The organism is Streptomyces sp. NPDC047853 (assembly GCF_043204535.1).
In the GTDB taxonomy this organism is placed as follows: Bacteria; Actinomycetota; Actinomycetes; order Streptomycetales; family Streptomycetaceae; genus Streptomyces.
The window spans coordinates 264,822-280,188 of record NZ_JBIDCI010000001.1 but is presented as its reverse complement, the minus strand read 5'-3'; the positions used below and the strand labels follow the sequence as shown (position 1 = coordinate 280,188).

Here is a 15,367-nt window from a genome sequence, read left to right as displayed (position 1 = left end):
GACGTGAAAGGCGTACTGCATGCACCCCCACGACACGACGTCTCAAGTCGAACAACTCCGGGCCGCCCTGGCGGCGCACGGCATCACGCTCCCGTCGCTGGGAACCGACCTGCCGACCTTCGCGAGCGCGTACCGCACGCCGCCGCTCATCGCGCTCGGCAACTGCAACGAGGAGACCGCCCGTGCCCTGACCGCCGTTCTGCGCAAGGCGGCCGGCACGTGAGTCCCGACCCCCTCGTGCTGGACCTGCTCGCGCTCCCCAAGGCGGTCCCGGAGGTCCGCCGCCACGTCCGCGCGTACCTGGGCTCCCCCTGCCCGGACGTCCAGCTCTGCGTCAGCGAGTTGCTGACGAACGTCATCGACCACGTGGGCGAGGGCACACCGGTGGCCCTGCGGCTGACGCGGACACGGGACCGCGTACGGCTGGAAGTCACCGACCTCGCACCGCACGCCCGGCTCGCGCCGCGCCGCGCCCGCGACGACGACGAGAGCGGCCGGGGCCTTCTGCTGCTGGCCGCGGTGGCGCTGCGCTGGGGCGTCGAGCAGGGGCGTTGCGGCAAGACGGTCTGGTGCGAGGTCCGACCCGGGGAGGACTGAGGGACGGCCGCGCTCGGTGCGGGGACGACGGAGGGCGCCCCGGTGCCGGTGCACCGGGGCGCCCTCGCGTGACGCGTCAGTGGAAGAAGTGCCGCGTCCCCGTGAAGTACATCGTGACGCCGGCCTTCTTCGCCGCCTCGACGACCAGTTCGTCGCGGACCGAGCCGCCGGGCTGGACCACGGCCTTCACGCCGGCCGCGGTGAGGATCTCCAGGCCGTCCGGGAAGGGGAAGAAGGCGTCGGAGGCGGCGTACGCGCCCTCGGCGCGCTCGGCGCCCGCCCGCTCGACCGCCAGCTTCGCGGAGTCGACCCGGTTGACCTGGCCCATGCCGACGCCGACGGAGGCCCCGTCCTTGGCGAGGAGGATCGCGTTGGACTTGACGGCGCGGCAGGCCTTCCAGGCGAAGGCCAGGTCGGCCAGGTCGGCCGGGGAGAGGGCCTCGCCGGTGGCCAGCGTCCAGGTGGCCGGGTCGTCGCCGTCGGCCTGGAGGCGGTCGGTGACCTGGAGGAGGGCGCCGCCGTCGATCGGCTTGACCTCGACCGGGGCGGCGGGCGCCTCGGGGGCGCGCAGCACGCGGATGTTCTTCTTCCTGGCGAGGGCCTCCAGCGCGCCGTCCTCGTAGTCCGGCGCGACGATGACCTCGGTGAAGATCTCCGCGACCTGCTCGGCCATCTCCTTGGACACCGGGCGGTTGACCGCGATCACGCCGCCGAACGCGGAGAGCGGGTCGCAGGCATGCGCCTTGCGGTGCGCCTCGGCGACGTCCGCGCCGACCGCGATGCCGCACGGGTTGGCGTGCTTGATGATCGCGACGCAGGGCTCGTCGTGGTCGTACGCGGCACGGCGGGCGGCGTCCGTGTCCGTGTAGTTGTTGTACGACATCTCCTTGCCGTGCAGCTGCTCGGCACGGGCGAGGCCGCCGCCCTCGGGGGACGTGTAGAGGGCCGCCGGCTGGTGCGGGTTCTCGCCGTAGCGCAGGGTGTGGGCGCGGTCGTACGTGGCGCCGAGGAAGTCCGGGAACCGGGTCTCGTCGACGGGGGCGTACTCGGAGGCGAACCAGGAGGCGACGGCCACGTCGTAGGCGGCGGTGTGCTGGAAGGCCTCGGCGGCCAGCCGCTTGCGGGCGGCGAGGTCGAAGCCGCCGTCCTTGACCGCGGAGAGCACGTCGGCGTACCGGGCGGGGCTGGTGACGACCGCGACGGAGGGGTGGTTCTTGGCGGCGGCGCGGACCATGGAGGGGCCGCCGATGTCGATCTGCTCCACGCACTCGTCGGGGGTGGCGCCCGAGGCGACGGTCTCGCGGAACGGGTAGAGGTTGACCACGACCAGGTCGAACGGCTCCACGCCCAGCTCGCCGAGCTGCTGCCGGTGGCTGTCCAGGCGCAGGTCGGCGAGGATGCCGGCGTGCACCTTGGGGTGCAGGGTCTTGACGCGGCCGTCCAGGCACTCGGGGAAGCCGGTCAGCTCCTCGACCTTGGTGACGGGGACGCCGGCGGCGGCGATACGGCCGGCCGTGGAGCCGGTGGAGACGAGTTCGACGCCCGCCTCGTGGAGCCCGCGGGCGAGATCCTCCAGCCCGGTCTTGTCGTAGACGCTGACCAGCGCGCGACGGATGGCCCGCTTGTTGCTCTCGGCGGTCACTGGATAACTACCTTTCGTCCCTCGATGCGATAGCCGTTGCGGGCGAGCCGCCCCACGACATCGACGAGCAGCCTTCGCTCGACTTCCTTGATGCGCTCGTGCAGAGCGCTCTCGTCGTCCTCGTCCCGGATCTCCACCACGCCCTGCGCGATGATCGGCCCGGTGTCGACGCCGTCGTCGACGAAGTGGACGGTGCAGCCGGTGACCCTGGCGCCGTACGCGAGCGCGTCCCGCACGCCGTGGGCTCCCGGGAAGCTGGGGAGGAGGGCGGGGTGGGTGTTCACGAACCGCCCCCCGAAGCGGGCCAGGAACTCCTTGCCCACGATCTTCATGAACCCGGCCGAGACGACGAGGTCCGGCTCGTGCGCGGCGACGGCCTCGGCGAGCGCGGCGTCCCACTCCTCACGGGTCCCGTGGTCCTTGACCTTCGTCACGAAGGTCGGCAGCCCGGCGCGCTCGGCGCGGGCCAGCCCCTCGATGCCCTCGCGGTCCGCGCCGACGGCCACGATCTCGGCCCCGTAGGCCTCGACGCCGGTGGCGGCGATCTCGTCGAGGAGCGCCTGGAGGTTGGTGCCGGAACCGGAGACCAGCACGACGAGGCGCTTGGCTCGCTGGGCCACGGGCTTGGCGGCCACGGTGGGGGCCTTTCTCGGGGGAGCGGGTCGGTGCGGTCGGTCTCGTACGGCCGTCGGCTGCGCTCGTCCGCCGGCCGGAGGCGACCGCCGGTTGTGCACGTTCATCGGTTTGTACAGTCGTACGAATGCTTCGCGCCCCGGGATACGGGGAAGTCTACGAAGCGGCCGACCGTCAGCAACGATACCGGCACACCGGACGGCCCCCTCGGGACGGGGGCGCGGCCGGGAGGTAGCGTCTGCGTGGAGCCGGGCCGGGAACGCGATCCGCGTGTCAGGCGTTCACCAGTCGTACCGACCCGTTCGCCCGTTCCTTACCGTCACGATCGCCAAGGGGAAGACGCTCACTTGATGCCGGACCGCAGCCTGCGACTGCTCACCCTCCCCCAGCAGTCGGCGCAGCCAGGGGAGCGCAGCACCGTGTTGCTGCGGGAGCGCCCCTCCTCACCACCCGACACCCCTTCGGACGGGAGGAACGGCGGCGGGCAGGACGGCGCCGGCCAGCAGGACAACCCGTTCGCCCCGCCCCCGGAGGGCACGCCGGACCGTCCGTGGCAGCCTCGGCACCCGTCGGGTGACGACGACTCCCGGGGCCCGTCCGGCGACCGGGGCGAGGGCGGCCGTTCCCCGTGGGGCCGGCAGTGGAGCGACCGGCAGCCCGGCCGCTCCCCCGGCGGCTTCGGCGAGCGGCCCGGCGCCCCGGGCTCCGGTTCCGGTTCCGGCCCCGAGGGCTCGGGCGGCGGCACGGGCCCGCGCTGGGACCCCACGGACCCCATGCAGCGGCGTGCCCGCTATGCCCTGATGGGCGGCATGTGGGCGCTCTTCTTCGCGCTCTTCGACTGGCCGTACGTGGCGCTGCTGCTCGGCGCGCTGGCGCTCTACTGGGGCATCAGCGCCCTGCGTGCCAAGCCCCGGGCCGCCTCCGACCCGGACACCCCGGCCGCGCCCGCGGGCCAGTCCGGCGGCGGCCCGCAGCGGACCGCCTCGATCAGTGGCCTGGTCACGGCTTCGCTGGCCATCCTGCTGGTCGCCGCGTCCTTCGGCGCCCAGCTGGTCTTCAACGACTACTACACCTGCCGGACCGACGCCCCGACCAACGAGGCGCGGCAGTCCTGCGAGACCCACCTCCCCGAGGAGTTCCGGGACCTGCTGGGCACGGAGGGCTGAGGCCCGCGGGCCGGTTCTCCGGCTCGCGGGAGAGGGAGGCGCCGGGGGTCAGGGGCCTCCTCAGGGCGCCGGGGGCCGCTCCGCGGGGGGATCGACCGGCAGGAGGTCGTAGGGCGCCTTGTCGGCATCGGCGCCGTCCCGGTCGTAGCGCCCGAAGGGCACGGCGCCCGCGTCCCCCGCCGCGCCGCCCGCGCCCCTGCCGCCGTCGCCGCTCGCCTTCGCCTGCTTGCGCACCGGGCGACGCCATACCTCGGACACCGGTCCCAGGCTCCAGCGGCGCCGGCCGCCGCCCCCGTCGCCGTTCCCCTTCCCGCTGCCGGATTCCGGCCCACGGGCCCAGCGCCGCCCGCCGCCGTCGCCGGTGCCGCCGGTACCGGATGCCGGCGCCTCGTGCGCCGGTCCCGGGCCCCAGCGCCGCCCGCCGTCGTCGCCGGTACCGGATGCCGGCGCCTCGGACGCCTTCGCCGTGGGGCCGTGCTGCCGCCACGCGCGCACCACCGACGCCACCGGCACCGCCACCACCGCGATCCATCCCAGCGTCGCGCCGCCGGCCTGCCACCACACCGGCCCGAAGCGGGCGAGGCCGGCCCCGCCGAGCGGACCGCCCGCGAGCGCGGCCAGCAGGGCGACGAGCGTCGCGCACAGGACGGCTGCCAGTACGGCCGCGACGACGGTCCGCCGCCACGACCACACCCCGGCCCTCTCCTCGTACTCCGTCGCCGCGGGAGTCGCGGCCCGCGCCGTGAACCAGCCCACCACCGCCCCCGCCGCGAGCGGCACCGCCGCGGCCGCCCAGTGCAGCGGGGTCCCGGGTCCCGCGTCCGGCACCGCCGCCAGCAGCGGGAACGGCGGCAGCAGCGGCGCCGGGGCGGAGGAGAGGGGGCCGACGACATGCCCGGTGCCGAGTACGAACCCGGGGCCGAGGGCGTACACCGACGCCCAGACGGCCGCGTTGGGCACCAGGGTCAGGCAGAGGAGCAGTACGGCGAACCGGCCCGACCAGCCCTCGGTCAGCCGCAGGAACGCCTCCTGGGCGGCGGCCGAGTGCCAGACCAGTGAGACCGCGAGCAGCAGCGCGCCGCCACCGACCAGCACGGCCGCACCGGCGCCCGCGGCCCGCGTCGCGGCGCCGAGGCGGGCGTCCGGCTCCACCATCAGCTCCCGCAGTTCCCGGGGCAGCACGCGCAGCGCCCGCCCCACCGGCCCGCCCGGCCGGCCGAACGCCGTCCACACGCCCGCGCCCGCCGCGCCCATGGTGAGCAGCGGCAGGCACACCACCGCCCCCCACCAGGACGGCCGCAGCACACCGTCCGCCGAGTACAGGACGACGGGCGCGGCCACGGCGAGGTACCCGAGGACCACCCCCGACCAGGCGATCCGCGCGGAGACGGGGGGCGGCCCGGCGTCCGGCGGCCCGCCCGGACGCCCACCGGCCCCCGCTCGCGGGCCCGCGCCCACGGCCACCCCCACACCGTCCCCGGGGTCCGTGGCGTCCCGGGCCGCCCGGTGCACCAGCCACACCGGCAGCAGGAGCAGCAGCAGCGGGGTGACGCCCATGGGTGCGGGGACGCCGGAGAGCGTGTCGAGGCGGACCAGGTCGACCCCGTGCGCCAGCACCCACAGCGCCGTGGCGACGTGCAGGGCACCGCCGGGACCGCTGTCGGGGTACGGCGAACTGATCCAGAGCAGGGCGACGAGCGCGGCGCACGAGACCAGTCCGAGGAACGCGGCGAGCGTGCCGCCCAGGAGGCCCGCGCCCAGTCCGGGCGAACGGTCACGCCAACGGGTGTGCAGCAGGGACAACGGGGCTCGGTGAGCGGTCGTCTGGGTCACGCCCGCCATGCTCCCAACGACACGCGCTTTCCCGGCGTAACAGGCGAACGACCGTTGTGTCGCTCAATATATGTTTATGTACTTTTTCGTACGAAGGGGCGCCCTGTGACACGGAGCCCTGCGACCCCGCTGCCTCCGCCCAAGGCACGCCGACGCCTGCGGGAGAACGCCGCGCTGACCCAGGCTCAGCTCGCGGCGCGGGTGGGCGTCACCCACGAGACGGTCCGTGCGTGGGAGAGCGGCCGCACGACTCCCCGCGGCCGGAAACGGGAGGCGTACGCGAAGCTGCTGAGCACCTTGGCCGAGGAGGCGGCGTCCCGGCAGGCGGAGCCGGTGCCCGTCGTCGTGGCGGTCGGCGCCGGACCGGGTGCCCTCTCGGACGAGGCCACCGACAGCCTCGTCCTCCCCGCGAAACCGCTGGACGGGCGGGAGTCGGGGGCGTCCGAGGAGCCGGGGGCGTCCGAGGAGTCGGGGGCGTCCGAGGAGTCGGGGGCTTCGGGAGCCGGGGCGGGCGCGGAGTCCGGGGCCGATTCCGGGACGGGGGCGGTGTCGGGTGCGGGTGCTGAGCCGGGCGCGGGCCCCTTGACGGGGCCGGAGCCGGGACTCGCGCCGGCCGGCATGACACCTGCTCAGGCCTTCGACGCACTGTACGAGTTCAGCGCCCCCGCCCTGGTGCGGCAGGCCTACCTGCTGACCGGCCGTCGCGAGCTGGCGCGCGAGTCGGTGGAGCGTGCCTTCCAGTCCGCCTGGGAGCGGTGGCCGGAGGTGGCCCGCGATCGCGACCCGGTGGGCTGGGTGAGGGCGACGGCGTACGAGTACGCGCTGTCGCCCTGGCAGCGGTTCCGGCTGCGTCACCGGCACCCGGAGCCCCCGCCCGCCGACCCCGGCGACCGCACCCTGCTGAACACCCTGCTGCGGCTCCCCCCGCCGCGCCGCCGCACGCTGGTGCTCTACGACGGTGTGGGCCTCGGCCTGCCCGAGACGGCCGCGGAGACGGAGGCGAGCACACCGACGGCGGCGAACCGGCTGCTGCGTGCCCGCGAGGCCCTCGCCGACCGGTTGCCCGAGCTGGCCGACCCGCAGGTGCTGCACCGGCGGCTGGCCGAGGTGGCGTCGGCCGAGCGGCTGCGGGCGGCCCGGCCACCGACGGTGCGCAGGGGCAGCGAACGCCGGGCGCGGTACCTGACCCGGGCCGCGATCGCGTTCACGGTCGCCCTCATCGGCACCACGGCCCTGACCCTGCGCACCGCGCCCACGCACTACGAGCCGCCCGTGTCCCCGGGCGAGACGGTGCGGGGAGTGCCGCCGCGGGTGGCGCCGGGAGCGCTGTCGGACGAGCAGCTGGAGCTGCGGCAGAAACTGCGGGACCAGTTGCAGCACGGGCCGGAGCGCCTGACGCCCCGCCTCGACTGACGGAGGACCGGATGGGTTAGGGGAAACCGAACGGCCCGCTCCCGGGTGCCGGGAGCGGGCCGTTCGGTGTGCCGGTGCGGCGGTCAGCCGGCCAGGATGGCCCGGGCGAGCTTCGCCGTCTCGGTCGGCGTCTTGCCGACCTTGACGCCGGCGGCCTCCAGGGCCTCCTTCTTCGCCTGGGCGGTGCCGGACGAACCGGAGACGATGGCGCCGGCGTGGCCCATGGTCTTGCCCTCGGGCGCGGTGAAGCCCGCGACGTAGCCGACGACCGGCTTGGTCACGTTCTTCGAGATGTACTCGGCCGCACGCTCCTCGGCGTCGCCACCGATCTCGCCGATCATGACGATCAGGTCGGTCTCGGGGTCGGCCTCGAACGCGGCGAGCGCGTCGATGTGCGTGGTGCCGATGATCGGGTCGCCACCGATGCCGACGGCGGTCGAGAAGCCGATGTCCCGCAGCTCGTACATCATCTGGTACGTCAGCGTGCCGGACTTCGACACCAGGCCGATGCGGCCCGGCTTGGTGATGTCGCCCGGGATGATGCCGACGTTGGACTGGCCCGGGGTGATGATGCCGGGGCAGTTCGGGCCGATGATCCGGGTCTTGTTGCCCTTCTTGCCGGCGTACGACCAGAACGCGGCCGAGTCGTGCACGGCGATGCCCTCGGTGATCACGACGGCCAGGGGGATCTCGGCGTCGATGGCCTCGACGACGGCGTCCTTGGTGAACTTCTCCGGCACGAAGATGACGGAGACGTTGGCGCCGGTCTTCTCGATGGCCTCCTTGACGGTGCCGAAGACCGGTACCTCGGTGCCGTCGAAGTCCACGGAGGTGCCCGCCTTGCGCGGGTTCACGCCGCCCACGACCTCGGTGCCGTCACCGAGCATGAGCTTGGTGTGCTTCATGCCGGTGGCGCCGGTCATGCCCTGGACGATGACCTTGCTGTCCTTGTTGAGCCAGATAGCCATGGTGTGTTCTGTCCTCGTCCTGAGTGCTTACTTGGCGGCGTGGGCCAGCTCGGCGGCCTTGTCGGCCGCGCCGTCCATGGTGTCGACGCGCTGGACCAGCGGGTGGTTGGCGTCGGTGAGGATCTTGCGGCCCAGCTCGGCGTTGTTGCCGTCGAGACGGACGACGAGCGGCTTCTCGACCTTCTCGCCGCGGTCCTCCAGGAGCTTCAGCGCCTGGACGATGCCGTTGGCGACCTCGTCGCAGGCGGTGATGCCGCCGAAGACGTTGACGAACACGGAACGGACGTCCGGGTCGCCGAGGATGATCTCCAGGCCGTTCGCCATGACCTGGGCGGAGGCGCCGCCGCCGATGTCCAGGAAGTTGGCGGGCTTCACGTTGCCGTGCTTCTCACCGGCGTACGCGACGACGTCCAGGGTGCTCATGACGAGACCCGCGCCGTTGCCGATGATGCCGACCTCGCCGTCGAGCTTGACGTAGTTGAGGTTCTTCTCCTTGGCGGCGGCCTCGAGCGGGTTGGCCGCGGCCTTGTCGTGGAGGGCCTCGAAGTCGGGGTGACGGAACTCGGCGTTGTCGTCCAGCGACACCTTGCCGTCGAGAGCGATGACGTCACCGGAGACGACCTTGGCCAGCGGGTTGACCTCGACCAGGAGGGCGTCCTCCTTGATGAAGGTGTCCCACAGCTTGACCAGGATGTCGGCGACCTTGTCGGCGACCTCGGCCGGGAACTTCGCGGCCTCGACGATCTCGCGCGCCTTCTCCGGCGTCACGCCGTCGATCGCGTCGATCGGGGTCTTGGCGACGGCCTCCGGACGGGTGGCCGCCACCTCCTCGATCTCCATGCCGCCCTCGACGGAGGCGATGGAGAGGAAGGTGCGGTTGGCACGGTCGAGGAGGAAGGAGACGTAGTACTCCTCGACGATCTCGGGGGCGGTCTCGGCGATCATCACCTTGTGGACCGTGTGGCCCTTGATGTCCATGCCGAGGATGTCCGTCGCGCGGGCGACGGCCTCGTCCGCGGAGGCGGCCAGCTTCACGCCACCGGCCTTGCCACGACCACCGACCTTCACCTGCGCCTTGACGACGGACTTGCCGCCCAGACGCTCGGTGATCTCGCGCGCCGCCTCAGGCGTGTCGATGACTTCACCGGCCAGCACCGGTACATCGTGCTTGGCGAAGAGGTCCCTCGCCTGGTACTCGAACAGGTCCACGCGCTTCCGTCCCTATCAGTGATCTCGCGGTTCGTTGGATGCGTGGGCGTGCCGCGAAGGGCAACGTGACGTCCGCTGTGTCACAAGGGGGGCGCACACGGTGTCCGAGCGCGCGGCATGTCCGTCTCGCAGGTTATCGCCGCATGCGGAGGGTCTCTAAATCGTGGGTCACACCTGAGCGGTGATGCCTGTCACATGATGCCGCGCTCACTGGCACGGGGTGCCGGAAGTGAGGCTGGGCCGGCGCGGGCGTCGTCGGGGGGGTGCGGGCCTCACCGGGCTGGGGTCGGCCCGGTGAGGCCCGCGGAAACACCCCCGCAGGGACCGCAGGGGTGCGGCCCTGGAGGTGTGGGCGGCCGGTCCCCACCCCAATGGGGACCGCTCCACCCGATCCGCGGGGTTGCGGCCGGACGGCGGCCGACGGCTTTCGGCCGGACCGTCCAGGGCGCTGTGCCCCGCGAAGCTGGTGCTCCACCTGCTGTCCAGGTGGGCGGATGTCAGACCCCGTACGCGCCGGTGCCCGCGGGGCCGGCCGACGGACGGCGTAGGCCGGGGGGCGTCGCCGACCGCCGGGCGGGCGTGGCTCCACCGGGTCGGCCGTCGAGGGCGGGCGGGCCGGACCCGACGGCTCCTGCGGGAAACCGGCGACGTCCGCCTGGAGCAGCGACGGTTTCCGGAGGGCCGGCAGGGGACGGCGGGCGGTGACCCGTGGGCCATGGGCCATGGGCCATGGGCCATGGGCCATGGGCCATGGGCCATGGGCCATGGGCCATGGGCCATGGGCCGTGGGCCGTGGGCCATGGGCCATGGGCCATGGGCCGTGGGCCGTGGGCGGTGGGCGTGGGCCGTGGGGTCCTCGCTGACCGCCCGCCTCCGCATCGCGCGGCGGCGGGTCTGCGGCGGGGAGAGGTCCTGCCCTAGGCGGGCGAGACGGGGATGTCCCGGTACCGGTCCCGGGTCTCCGCCGCGTCGGCGCGCTCGAGGGCGCCGGGCACGAGCCGGAAGGGGATCCGGTGATGCGGGGTGACCGCGTGCGCGTCGCCGTGGCGCGCCGTGCCGTGGTCGGCACCCGCCCCGGCGCCCAGCGTGCCGTCGGGGTCGCCGGTGGGCGCCCGGCGGACGGGAGCCTGTCCGGCGGGGGCCGACTGGACGCGCGGAGTGTCGACGCGGCCCGCGGTGGACGGCCCGTCGCCCGCCCTTTCCGGCCCGTGGGCGGCGGTCACGACGCCGGCGGCTCCGTCAGCGAAGGCTCCGTCGGCGGAGGCTCGGGCGCCTGCCTCGTCGGAGGTGCCTGCGTCTCGGGAGGTGCTGGCGTCGTCGGAGGCGTCCGGCTCCGGGGCCGAGGGCTCCGGGGCCGAGGGCTCCTGGGCCGGTCCGCCGGGCGGGACGGGACCGGCGGGGCCTGTCGGCTCGGGCAGCTCCGGCAGGCCGGGCGAGGCCGACGGGTCGGACGGGTCCGGAAGGGAAGGCAGGGCAGGAAGGGAGGGTGAGTCCGGAAGGGAGGGTGAGTCCGGAAGGGAGGGTGAGTCCGGAAGGGAGGGCGAGTCCGGAAGGGAGGGTGGGGAAGGCGAGGTGGGTGCGGAAGGCAGGGTGGGGAGGGGCGGAATCGGCAGCGCCTCCACCGCGCTCCCGACGTGCTCCAGGACTCGTTCCCGCACGGGCCGGACGACGTCTTCCGTCAGCGGACGGAGGCCCGCGGTCACGGCGGTGAGTCCCGGCAGCACCAGGTCAGCGCTCTCGACGAGGGCCCGGGACTCCTGGACGCCGGCTCCCGGACGCTGCGTCGGAGTCGGAGTGGGAGTCGGAGTCGGAGCCTCGGCCCGGGTGTCGGCCTGGGTGTGGAACTCGGCCCGACCCCCGTGCCGGTCCTGGGAAACCTCGATCACCTGGGGGACCTCGATCACCTGGTGGACCGTGTCCCTCACCGACGGCGCCTCTTCGGTCGCCCGCGCCCGTTCCCCGCACAGCACCCCGAGCACGAACAAGCCGGCCACCAGCAGTCCCACGTGCAGTGCACGCCGCCCTGCCGCCGCGCGCACGACACGCGGGGCGGCACCGGGCAGAACCGCTGACCAGCTCAAGGGGGGAGATTCCTCCGTACGACGGAACGGGCACGCGCGCCGGACGCCTCACCCGACAGCGCGGGCATCGAACAACACATCGATACGACGCGCGATCCTCGCACGGAACTCCGGCAGGTACGCAAGCCCGTCGTCACCGATGGGCAGTCATGTCCCTTTTATGGGCAGGGAGAGAGGAAGGGGGAAGCGGGCGTCTCGCCTCGACACGTCGTCACCCGGCGTCCGGGATCGGCAACGGCCGCTTCTCGATCGCCGCCGCCATCACCTCGGGGAACAGATCGGGCGTGCAGGCGAAGGCCGGCGCGCCCAGCGCGGCGAGCGCCGCCGCGTGCTCCCGGTCGTAGGCGGGCGCCCCCTCGTCGGACAGCGCCAGCAGCGTCACGAACCGCACCCCGGCCGCCTGCATCGCCGCGACCCGCTTGAGCATCTCGTCGCGTATGCCCCCCTCGTAGAGATCGCTGATCAGCACCACCACCGTCTCCGTGGGCCGGGTGATCCGGGACTGGCAGTAGGCCAGCGCGCGGTTGATGTCCGTGCCGCCGCCGAGTTGCGTGCCGAAGAGGACGTCGACCGGGTCGTCGAGCTGATCGGTGAGGTCGGCGACCGCCGTGTCGAAGACGACGAGCCGGGTGTCGATCGACCGCATGGACGCCAGCACCGCGCCGAACACGGACGCGTACACCACGGACGCCGCCATCGAGCCCGACTGGTCGACGCAGAGGACGACCTCCTTCTTCACGGAGCGGGACGCCCGTCCGTGACCGATGAGCCGCTCCGGCACGATCGTCCGGTACTCGGGCAGGTAGTGCTTGAGGTTGGCCGCTATCGTCCGGTTCCAGTCGATGTCGTGGTGGCGGGGGCGGGTGACGCGGGCGCTCCGGTCAAGGGCACCGGTGAGGGTCGCCCGGGTGCGCGTGGCGAGCCGTTCCTCCAGGTCCGCGACCACCTTGCGGACGACGGTCCGCGCCGTCTCCTTCGTCGTCTCCGGCATCGCCTTGTGGAGGGACAGCAGCGTGCCGACGAGGTGCACGTCGGCCTCCACGGCCTCCAGCATCTCCGGCTCCAGCAGGAGGGTGGCGAGTCCGAGCCGGTCGATCGCGTCCCGCTGCATCACCTGCACGACGGAGGACGGGAAGTAGGTGCGGATGTCCCCCAGCCAGCGCGCCACGGCCGGCGCGGAGGCCCCGAGCCCCGCCGAACGGTCCCGGCCCGCCCGTGGCCTGCTCTCCTTCCCGTAGAGCGCGGCGAGCGCCCCGTCCATCGCGGCGTCCCGTCCGGTGAGGGCGTGACCGGTGCCGTCGGCCGGGTCACCCCCGAGCACCAGCCGCCACCGCCGCAGCCGCTCCTGCGCCGGGTCGCCCTGCACCGGCTCGGTCGTCATGCGTCCACCCCCACGAGGTCGATGTCGTCGGCGTCCGGCGCCTCCGCCTCGTCCAGCCCCAGCAGCAGCCGGACCACCGGCAGGACGGCTTCGGCGCGTCCGGTGGCGAGCCCGGCACCGAACCCGGGTATGCCCGAGCCGGTCGTCGTCACGCTCCCCCGCGACTCCGGTCCGCGCCTGATCAGCTCGCCGAGGCTGCGGCGGACCCCCGGTTCGTAGGCCGAGAAGGTGCGGCGCAGCAACGGCAGCACGTCCGTGAACGTCTCCCCCGGGACGCCGGTGAGCCAGGCATCGACGAGGGCGAGCAGCCGCTCGTCGTGCAGGAGGAGCATGCCGCCTCCCGAGCCGCCTCCGACGAAGCCCTCGATCCACGCGGCCGCGTCCGCCGGTGGCGTCCCCGGGGACAGCACCCGCGCCATGAGCCGCGCCGCCTCCTCCGGCGCGAGCGCGCCGTCGTCCAGCAGGAGCCGTACAGCCCGCCCCCGGACCACGCCGGGCACGCCGCCCCGCGCGGAGAGGGTGCGCAGCACGGTCCGCCAACGGGACCTCAGGGCGCCGTGGTCCGCGGCGGGGGCGTCGCCCAGCAGTCCCACCGCCCCGTGCACGGCGTCCACGTGCCGGCGCATCTCCTCCGCCGCGTCGGCGTCGAGCCCGGCGCAGGCGGGGGGCAGGCCGACGAAGACCCGCTCGGCGAGACCCGCGGCGACCTCGGCCAGCGCTCCGGTGTCGGTACCGCGCACATCGCCGTAGCGCAGCGAGCGGACGAGGGCCGGCAGGGCCTGGGCGAGGTGGCCGACGTCCATCTCCAGTGCCGCGCGGTCCGCGAGTATCCGCATCACCGGGGGGAGCGCGTCCGGCAGTTCGGCCAGCAGGCAGCGCTCGGCGAGGGCGGTGACGTCGGCGAGGCCCTGCGCGGTGACGGCGTCCGCCTCCGCCCTGGCGGTCGCCGCGGACAGCACGGTCGTGCCCCACACCCCGGCTTCGGCGACCCGCACCGACAGCTCCGGCTCCCACCGCAGCCGCCACGTCTCCCGGAACGTCCCCGTGCTGCCCCGCGAGGCGGCCGGCTCGCCCCAGCCGACGCCGAGCAACCGCAGCCGGTGCAGGAGCCGGCTGCGCCCCGCGTCGGTCTCCTTGCGCAGGTCGAGTTCCAGCTCCCGCTCCGACGCCTCCGGCTTCAGCCGCAACCGCCGCCGGGTCCGGTCCAGGTCACGCTGCAGCGGCACCGCGGGCGCCCCGGCGGGCACCTCCCCCAGCACGTCCCCCACGACCAGCCGGTCGTGCACCAGCGCCAGCGGTACGTCCGAGCCCTCGCACATCACCGCCCGCACGGCGTCCGTCGTCTCGCTCAGCCCGGGCAGCGGACGGCCGCGCATCACCGCGAGGGTCTCGGCCAGCCGCACCGCTTCGATGACGTGTGCCGAGGAGACGCTCCGGTCCTCCTCCCGCAGCACCCCGGCCACCCTGGTCAGCCAGCGCTCCACGGGCCGGTCGGGCGCTCCGAACAGGTGCCCGTACCAGCCCGGTGACTCGATTCCCGCCCCGTACCCACTGGACCGGGACAGCCTGCGGTGGGTCCAGGGCACCCAGGTCATGTCGACCTTGGCCCTGGGCAGCCCCTTGAGCAGTGCGCGGTCGGCGGCGACGGTGGCCCTGCGCCGGAGCGCCGGCACGTGCCAGGCGCCGCAGACCACGGCGACGGCCCGCTCGAACTCCCGCTGCGCCGCCCTGACCTGCAACCGCATGTAGGCCTCCCGGACGAGGTCCCGGTCGCGCCCGCTTCCCTCCCCCGTCCCCGGTTCCGTCCCGGTTCCCGAACCCGTCTCCGTCTCCCGGAGTGCGCTCATGGCCTCTTCCAGGGCCGTGAAGGGTGCCAGCGCGTCCCCGTCCTCGGCGCCCCGGTGCTCGACGACGTCCTCCCACCAGCGCTCCGGGTCGTCGTGACCGGCGGCCTCGGCGAGGGCGGCGAGCGGATCGACCCGGACGTCGGGGAGGGCCGCGGCGGCCTCGGGCCTCCGGCCGGTGGCGTGCTCCTCCCGCGCGGTTTCGAGTTCCTGCTCCTGCTCCTGCTCCTGCCAGGCCAGCGTGTGCGTGGCCGGGAGGTCGATGAAGCGGGCGGGGACGTCGTGCTCCAGGGCCCAGCGGAGGGCCACCCACTCGGGGGAGAACTCGGCCAGGGGCCAGAAGGCCGAGCGGCCGGGCTCCTCCACGGCGTGGGCGAGGAGCGCGACCGGAGGGCGCATGTCCTCGTCGGCGGCCAACGGGATCAAGGAGTCGGCCTCCGGCGGACCCTCGATCAGCACCACTGCGGGCCGGGTCTGTTCCAGCGCCGCCCGGACCGCGCGCGCCGATCCCGGCCCGTGGTGGCGCACCCCGAGGAGCAGCACGTCACCACCGGCCCGGGCGGTCCCGGCACCGTCCAGCAGACCGCCGTTTCCCGTCAC

At 74.2% G+C, this 15,367-nt stretch carries 12 protein-coding genes; 4 read left to right on the top strand and 8 right to left on the bottom strand.

Features of this window, described 5'->3' with window-relative positions; all coding sequences use genetic code 11:
- Positions 1–19: 19 nt before the first annotated feature.
- Together ACGF5T_RS01360 and ACGF5T_RS01355 are read left to right on the top strand one after the other, a co-directional pair.
- Positions 20–223, top strand: a complete 204-nt coding sequence (locus tag ACGF5T_RS01360) for a hypothetical protein (protein WP_356601905.1) — start codon at positions 20–22, stop codon at positions 221–223.
- Entirely contained in the window at positions 220–597 is a 378-nt protein-coding gene (locus ACGF5T_RS01355) for an ATP-binding protein (protein ID WP_356601903.1), read from the top strand. Before ACGF5T_RS01360 ends, ACGF5T_RS01355 begins: the two co-directional genes overlap by 4 nt.
- 76 nt (positions 598–673) lie before the next feature.
- Here the strand turns inward: ACGF5T_RS01355 and purH are convergent, their stop codons facing one another.
- Together purH and purN are read right to left on the bottom strand one after the other, a co-directional pair.
- The gene (purH, locus tag ACGF5T_RS01350; protein ID WP_356601901.1) at positions 674–2,239 is read right to left on the bottom strand and encodes a bifunctional phosphoribosylaminoimidazolecarboxamide formyltransferase/IMP cyclohydrolase; all 1,566 of its coding nucleotides are present in this window, start codon (positions 2,237–2,239) and stop codon (positions 674–676) included.
- On the bottom strand, positions 2,236–2,874 hold the full coding sequence (gene purN / locus ACGF5T_RS01345; protein ID WP_356601899.1) for a phosphoribosylglycinamide formyltransferase: 639 nt from the start codon (positions 2,872–2,874) through the stop codon (positions 2,236–2,238). The genes purH and purN overlap by 4 nt, the downstream gene beginning before the upstream one ends.
- 348 nt (positions 2,875–3,222) lie before the next feature.
- Here purN and ACGF5T_RS01340 point away from each other — a divergent pair, with 348 nt between their 5' ends.
- Positions 3,223–4,038, top strand: coding sequence for a hypothetical protein (locus ACGF5T_RS01340; protein ID WP_356601897.1), 816 nt, complete (start codon positions 3,223–3,225; stop codon positions 4,036–4,038).
- A gap of 60 nt (positions 4,039–4,098) precedes the next feature.
- Here ACGF5T_RS01340 and ACGF5T_RS01335 read toward each other — a convergent pair whose 3' ends face one another.
- Entirely contained in the window at positions 4,099–5,880 is a 1,782-nt protein-coding gene (locus tag ACGF5T_RS01335; RefSeq protein ID WP_366767210.1) for a DUF6350 family protein, read from the bottom strand.
- 96 nt (positions 5,881–5,976) lie between these two features.
- Between ACGF5T_RS01335 and ACGF5T_RS01330 the strand changes: the two genes are divergently transcribed.
- Entirely contained in the window at positions 5,977–7,284 is a 1,308-nt protein-coding gene (locus tag ACGF5T_RS01330; protein ID WP_366767209.1) for a helix-turn-helix domain-containing protein, read from the top strand.
- An 83-nt stretch (positions 7,285–7,367) separates the two neighbouring features.
- Here ACGF5T_RS01330 and sucD read toward each other — a convergent pair whose 3' ends face one another.
- From sucD to ACGF5T_RS01305, 5 genes are all read right to left on the bottom strand, one after another.
- A complete protein-coding gene (gene sucD / locus ACGF5T_RS01325; RefSeq protein ID WP_356601891.1) occupies positions 7,368–8,252 on the bottom strand; it encodes a succinate--CoA ligase subunit alpha in 885 nt (294 codons plus the stop codon).
- 27 nt (positions 8,253–8,279) lie between these two features.
- Positions 8,280–9,461, bottom strand: a complete 1,182-nt coding sequence (sucC, locus tag ACGF5T_RS01320; RefSeq protein ID WP_053135877.1) for an ADP-forming succinate--CoA ligase subunit beta — start codon at positions 9,459–9,461, stop codon at positions 8,280–8,282.
- A gap of 917 nt (positions 9,462–10,378) precedes the next feature.
- Complete coding sequence (locus ACGF5T_RS01315; protein WP_356601889.1) at positions 10,379–10,684, bottom strand: hypothetical protein; 306 nt, start codon at positions 10,682–10,684, stop codon at positions 10,379–10,381.
- Between the two features lie 1,069 nt (positions 10,685–11,753).
- Entirely contained in the window at positions 11,754–12,923 is a 1,170-nt protein-coding gene (locus ACGF5T_RS01310) for a VWA domain-containing protein (RefSeq protein WP_356601887.1), read from the bottom strand.
- A complete protein-coding gene (locus ACGF5T_RS01305) occupies positions 12,920–15,367 on the bottom strand; it encodes a DUF5682 family protein (protein WP_366767236.1) in 2,448 nt (815 codons plus the stop codon). The genes ACGF5T_RS01310 and ACGF5T_RS01305 overlap by 4 nt, the downstream gene beginning before the upstream one ends.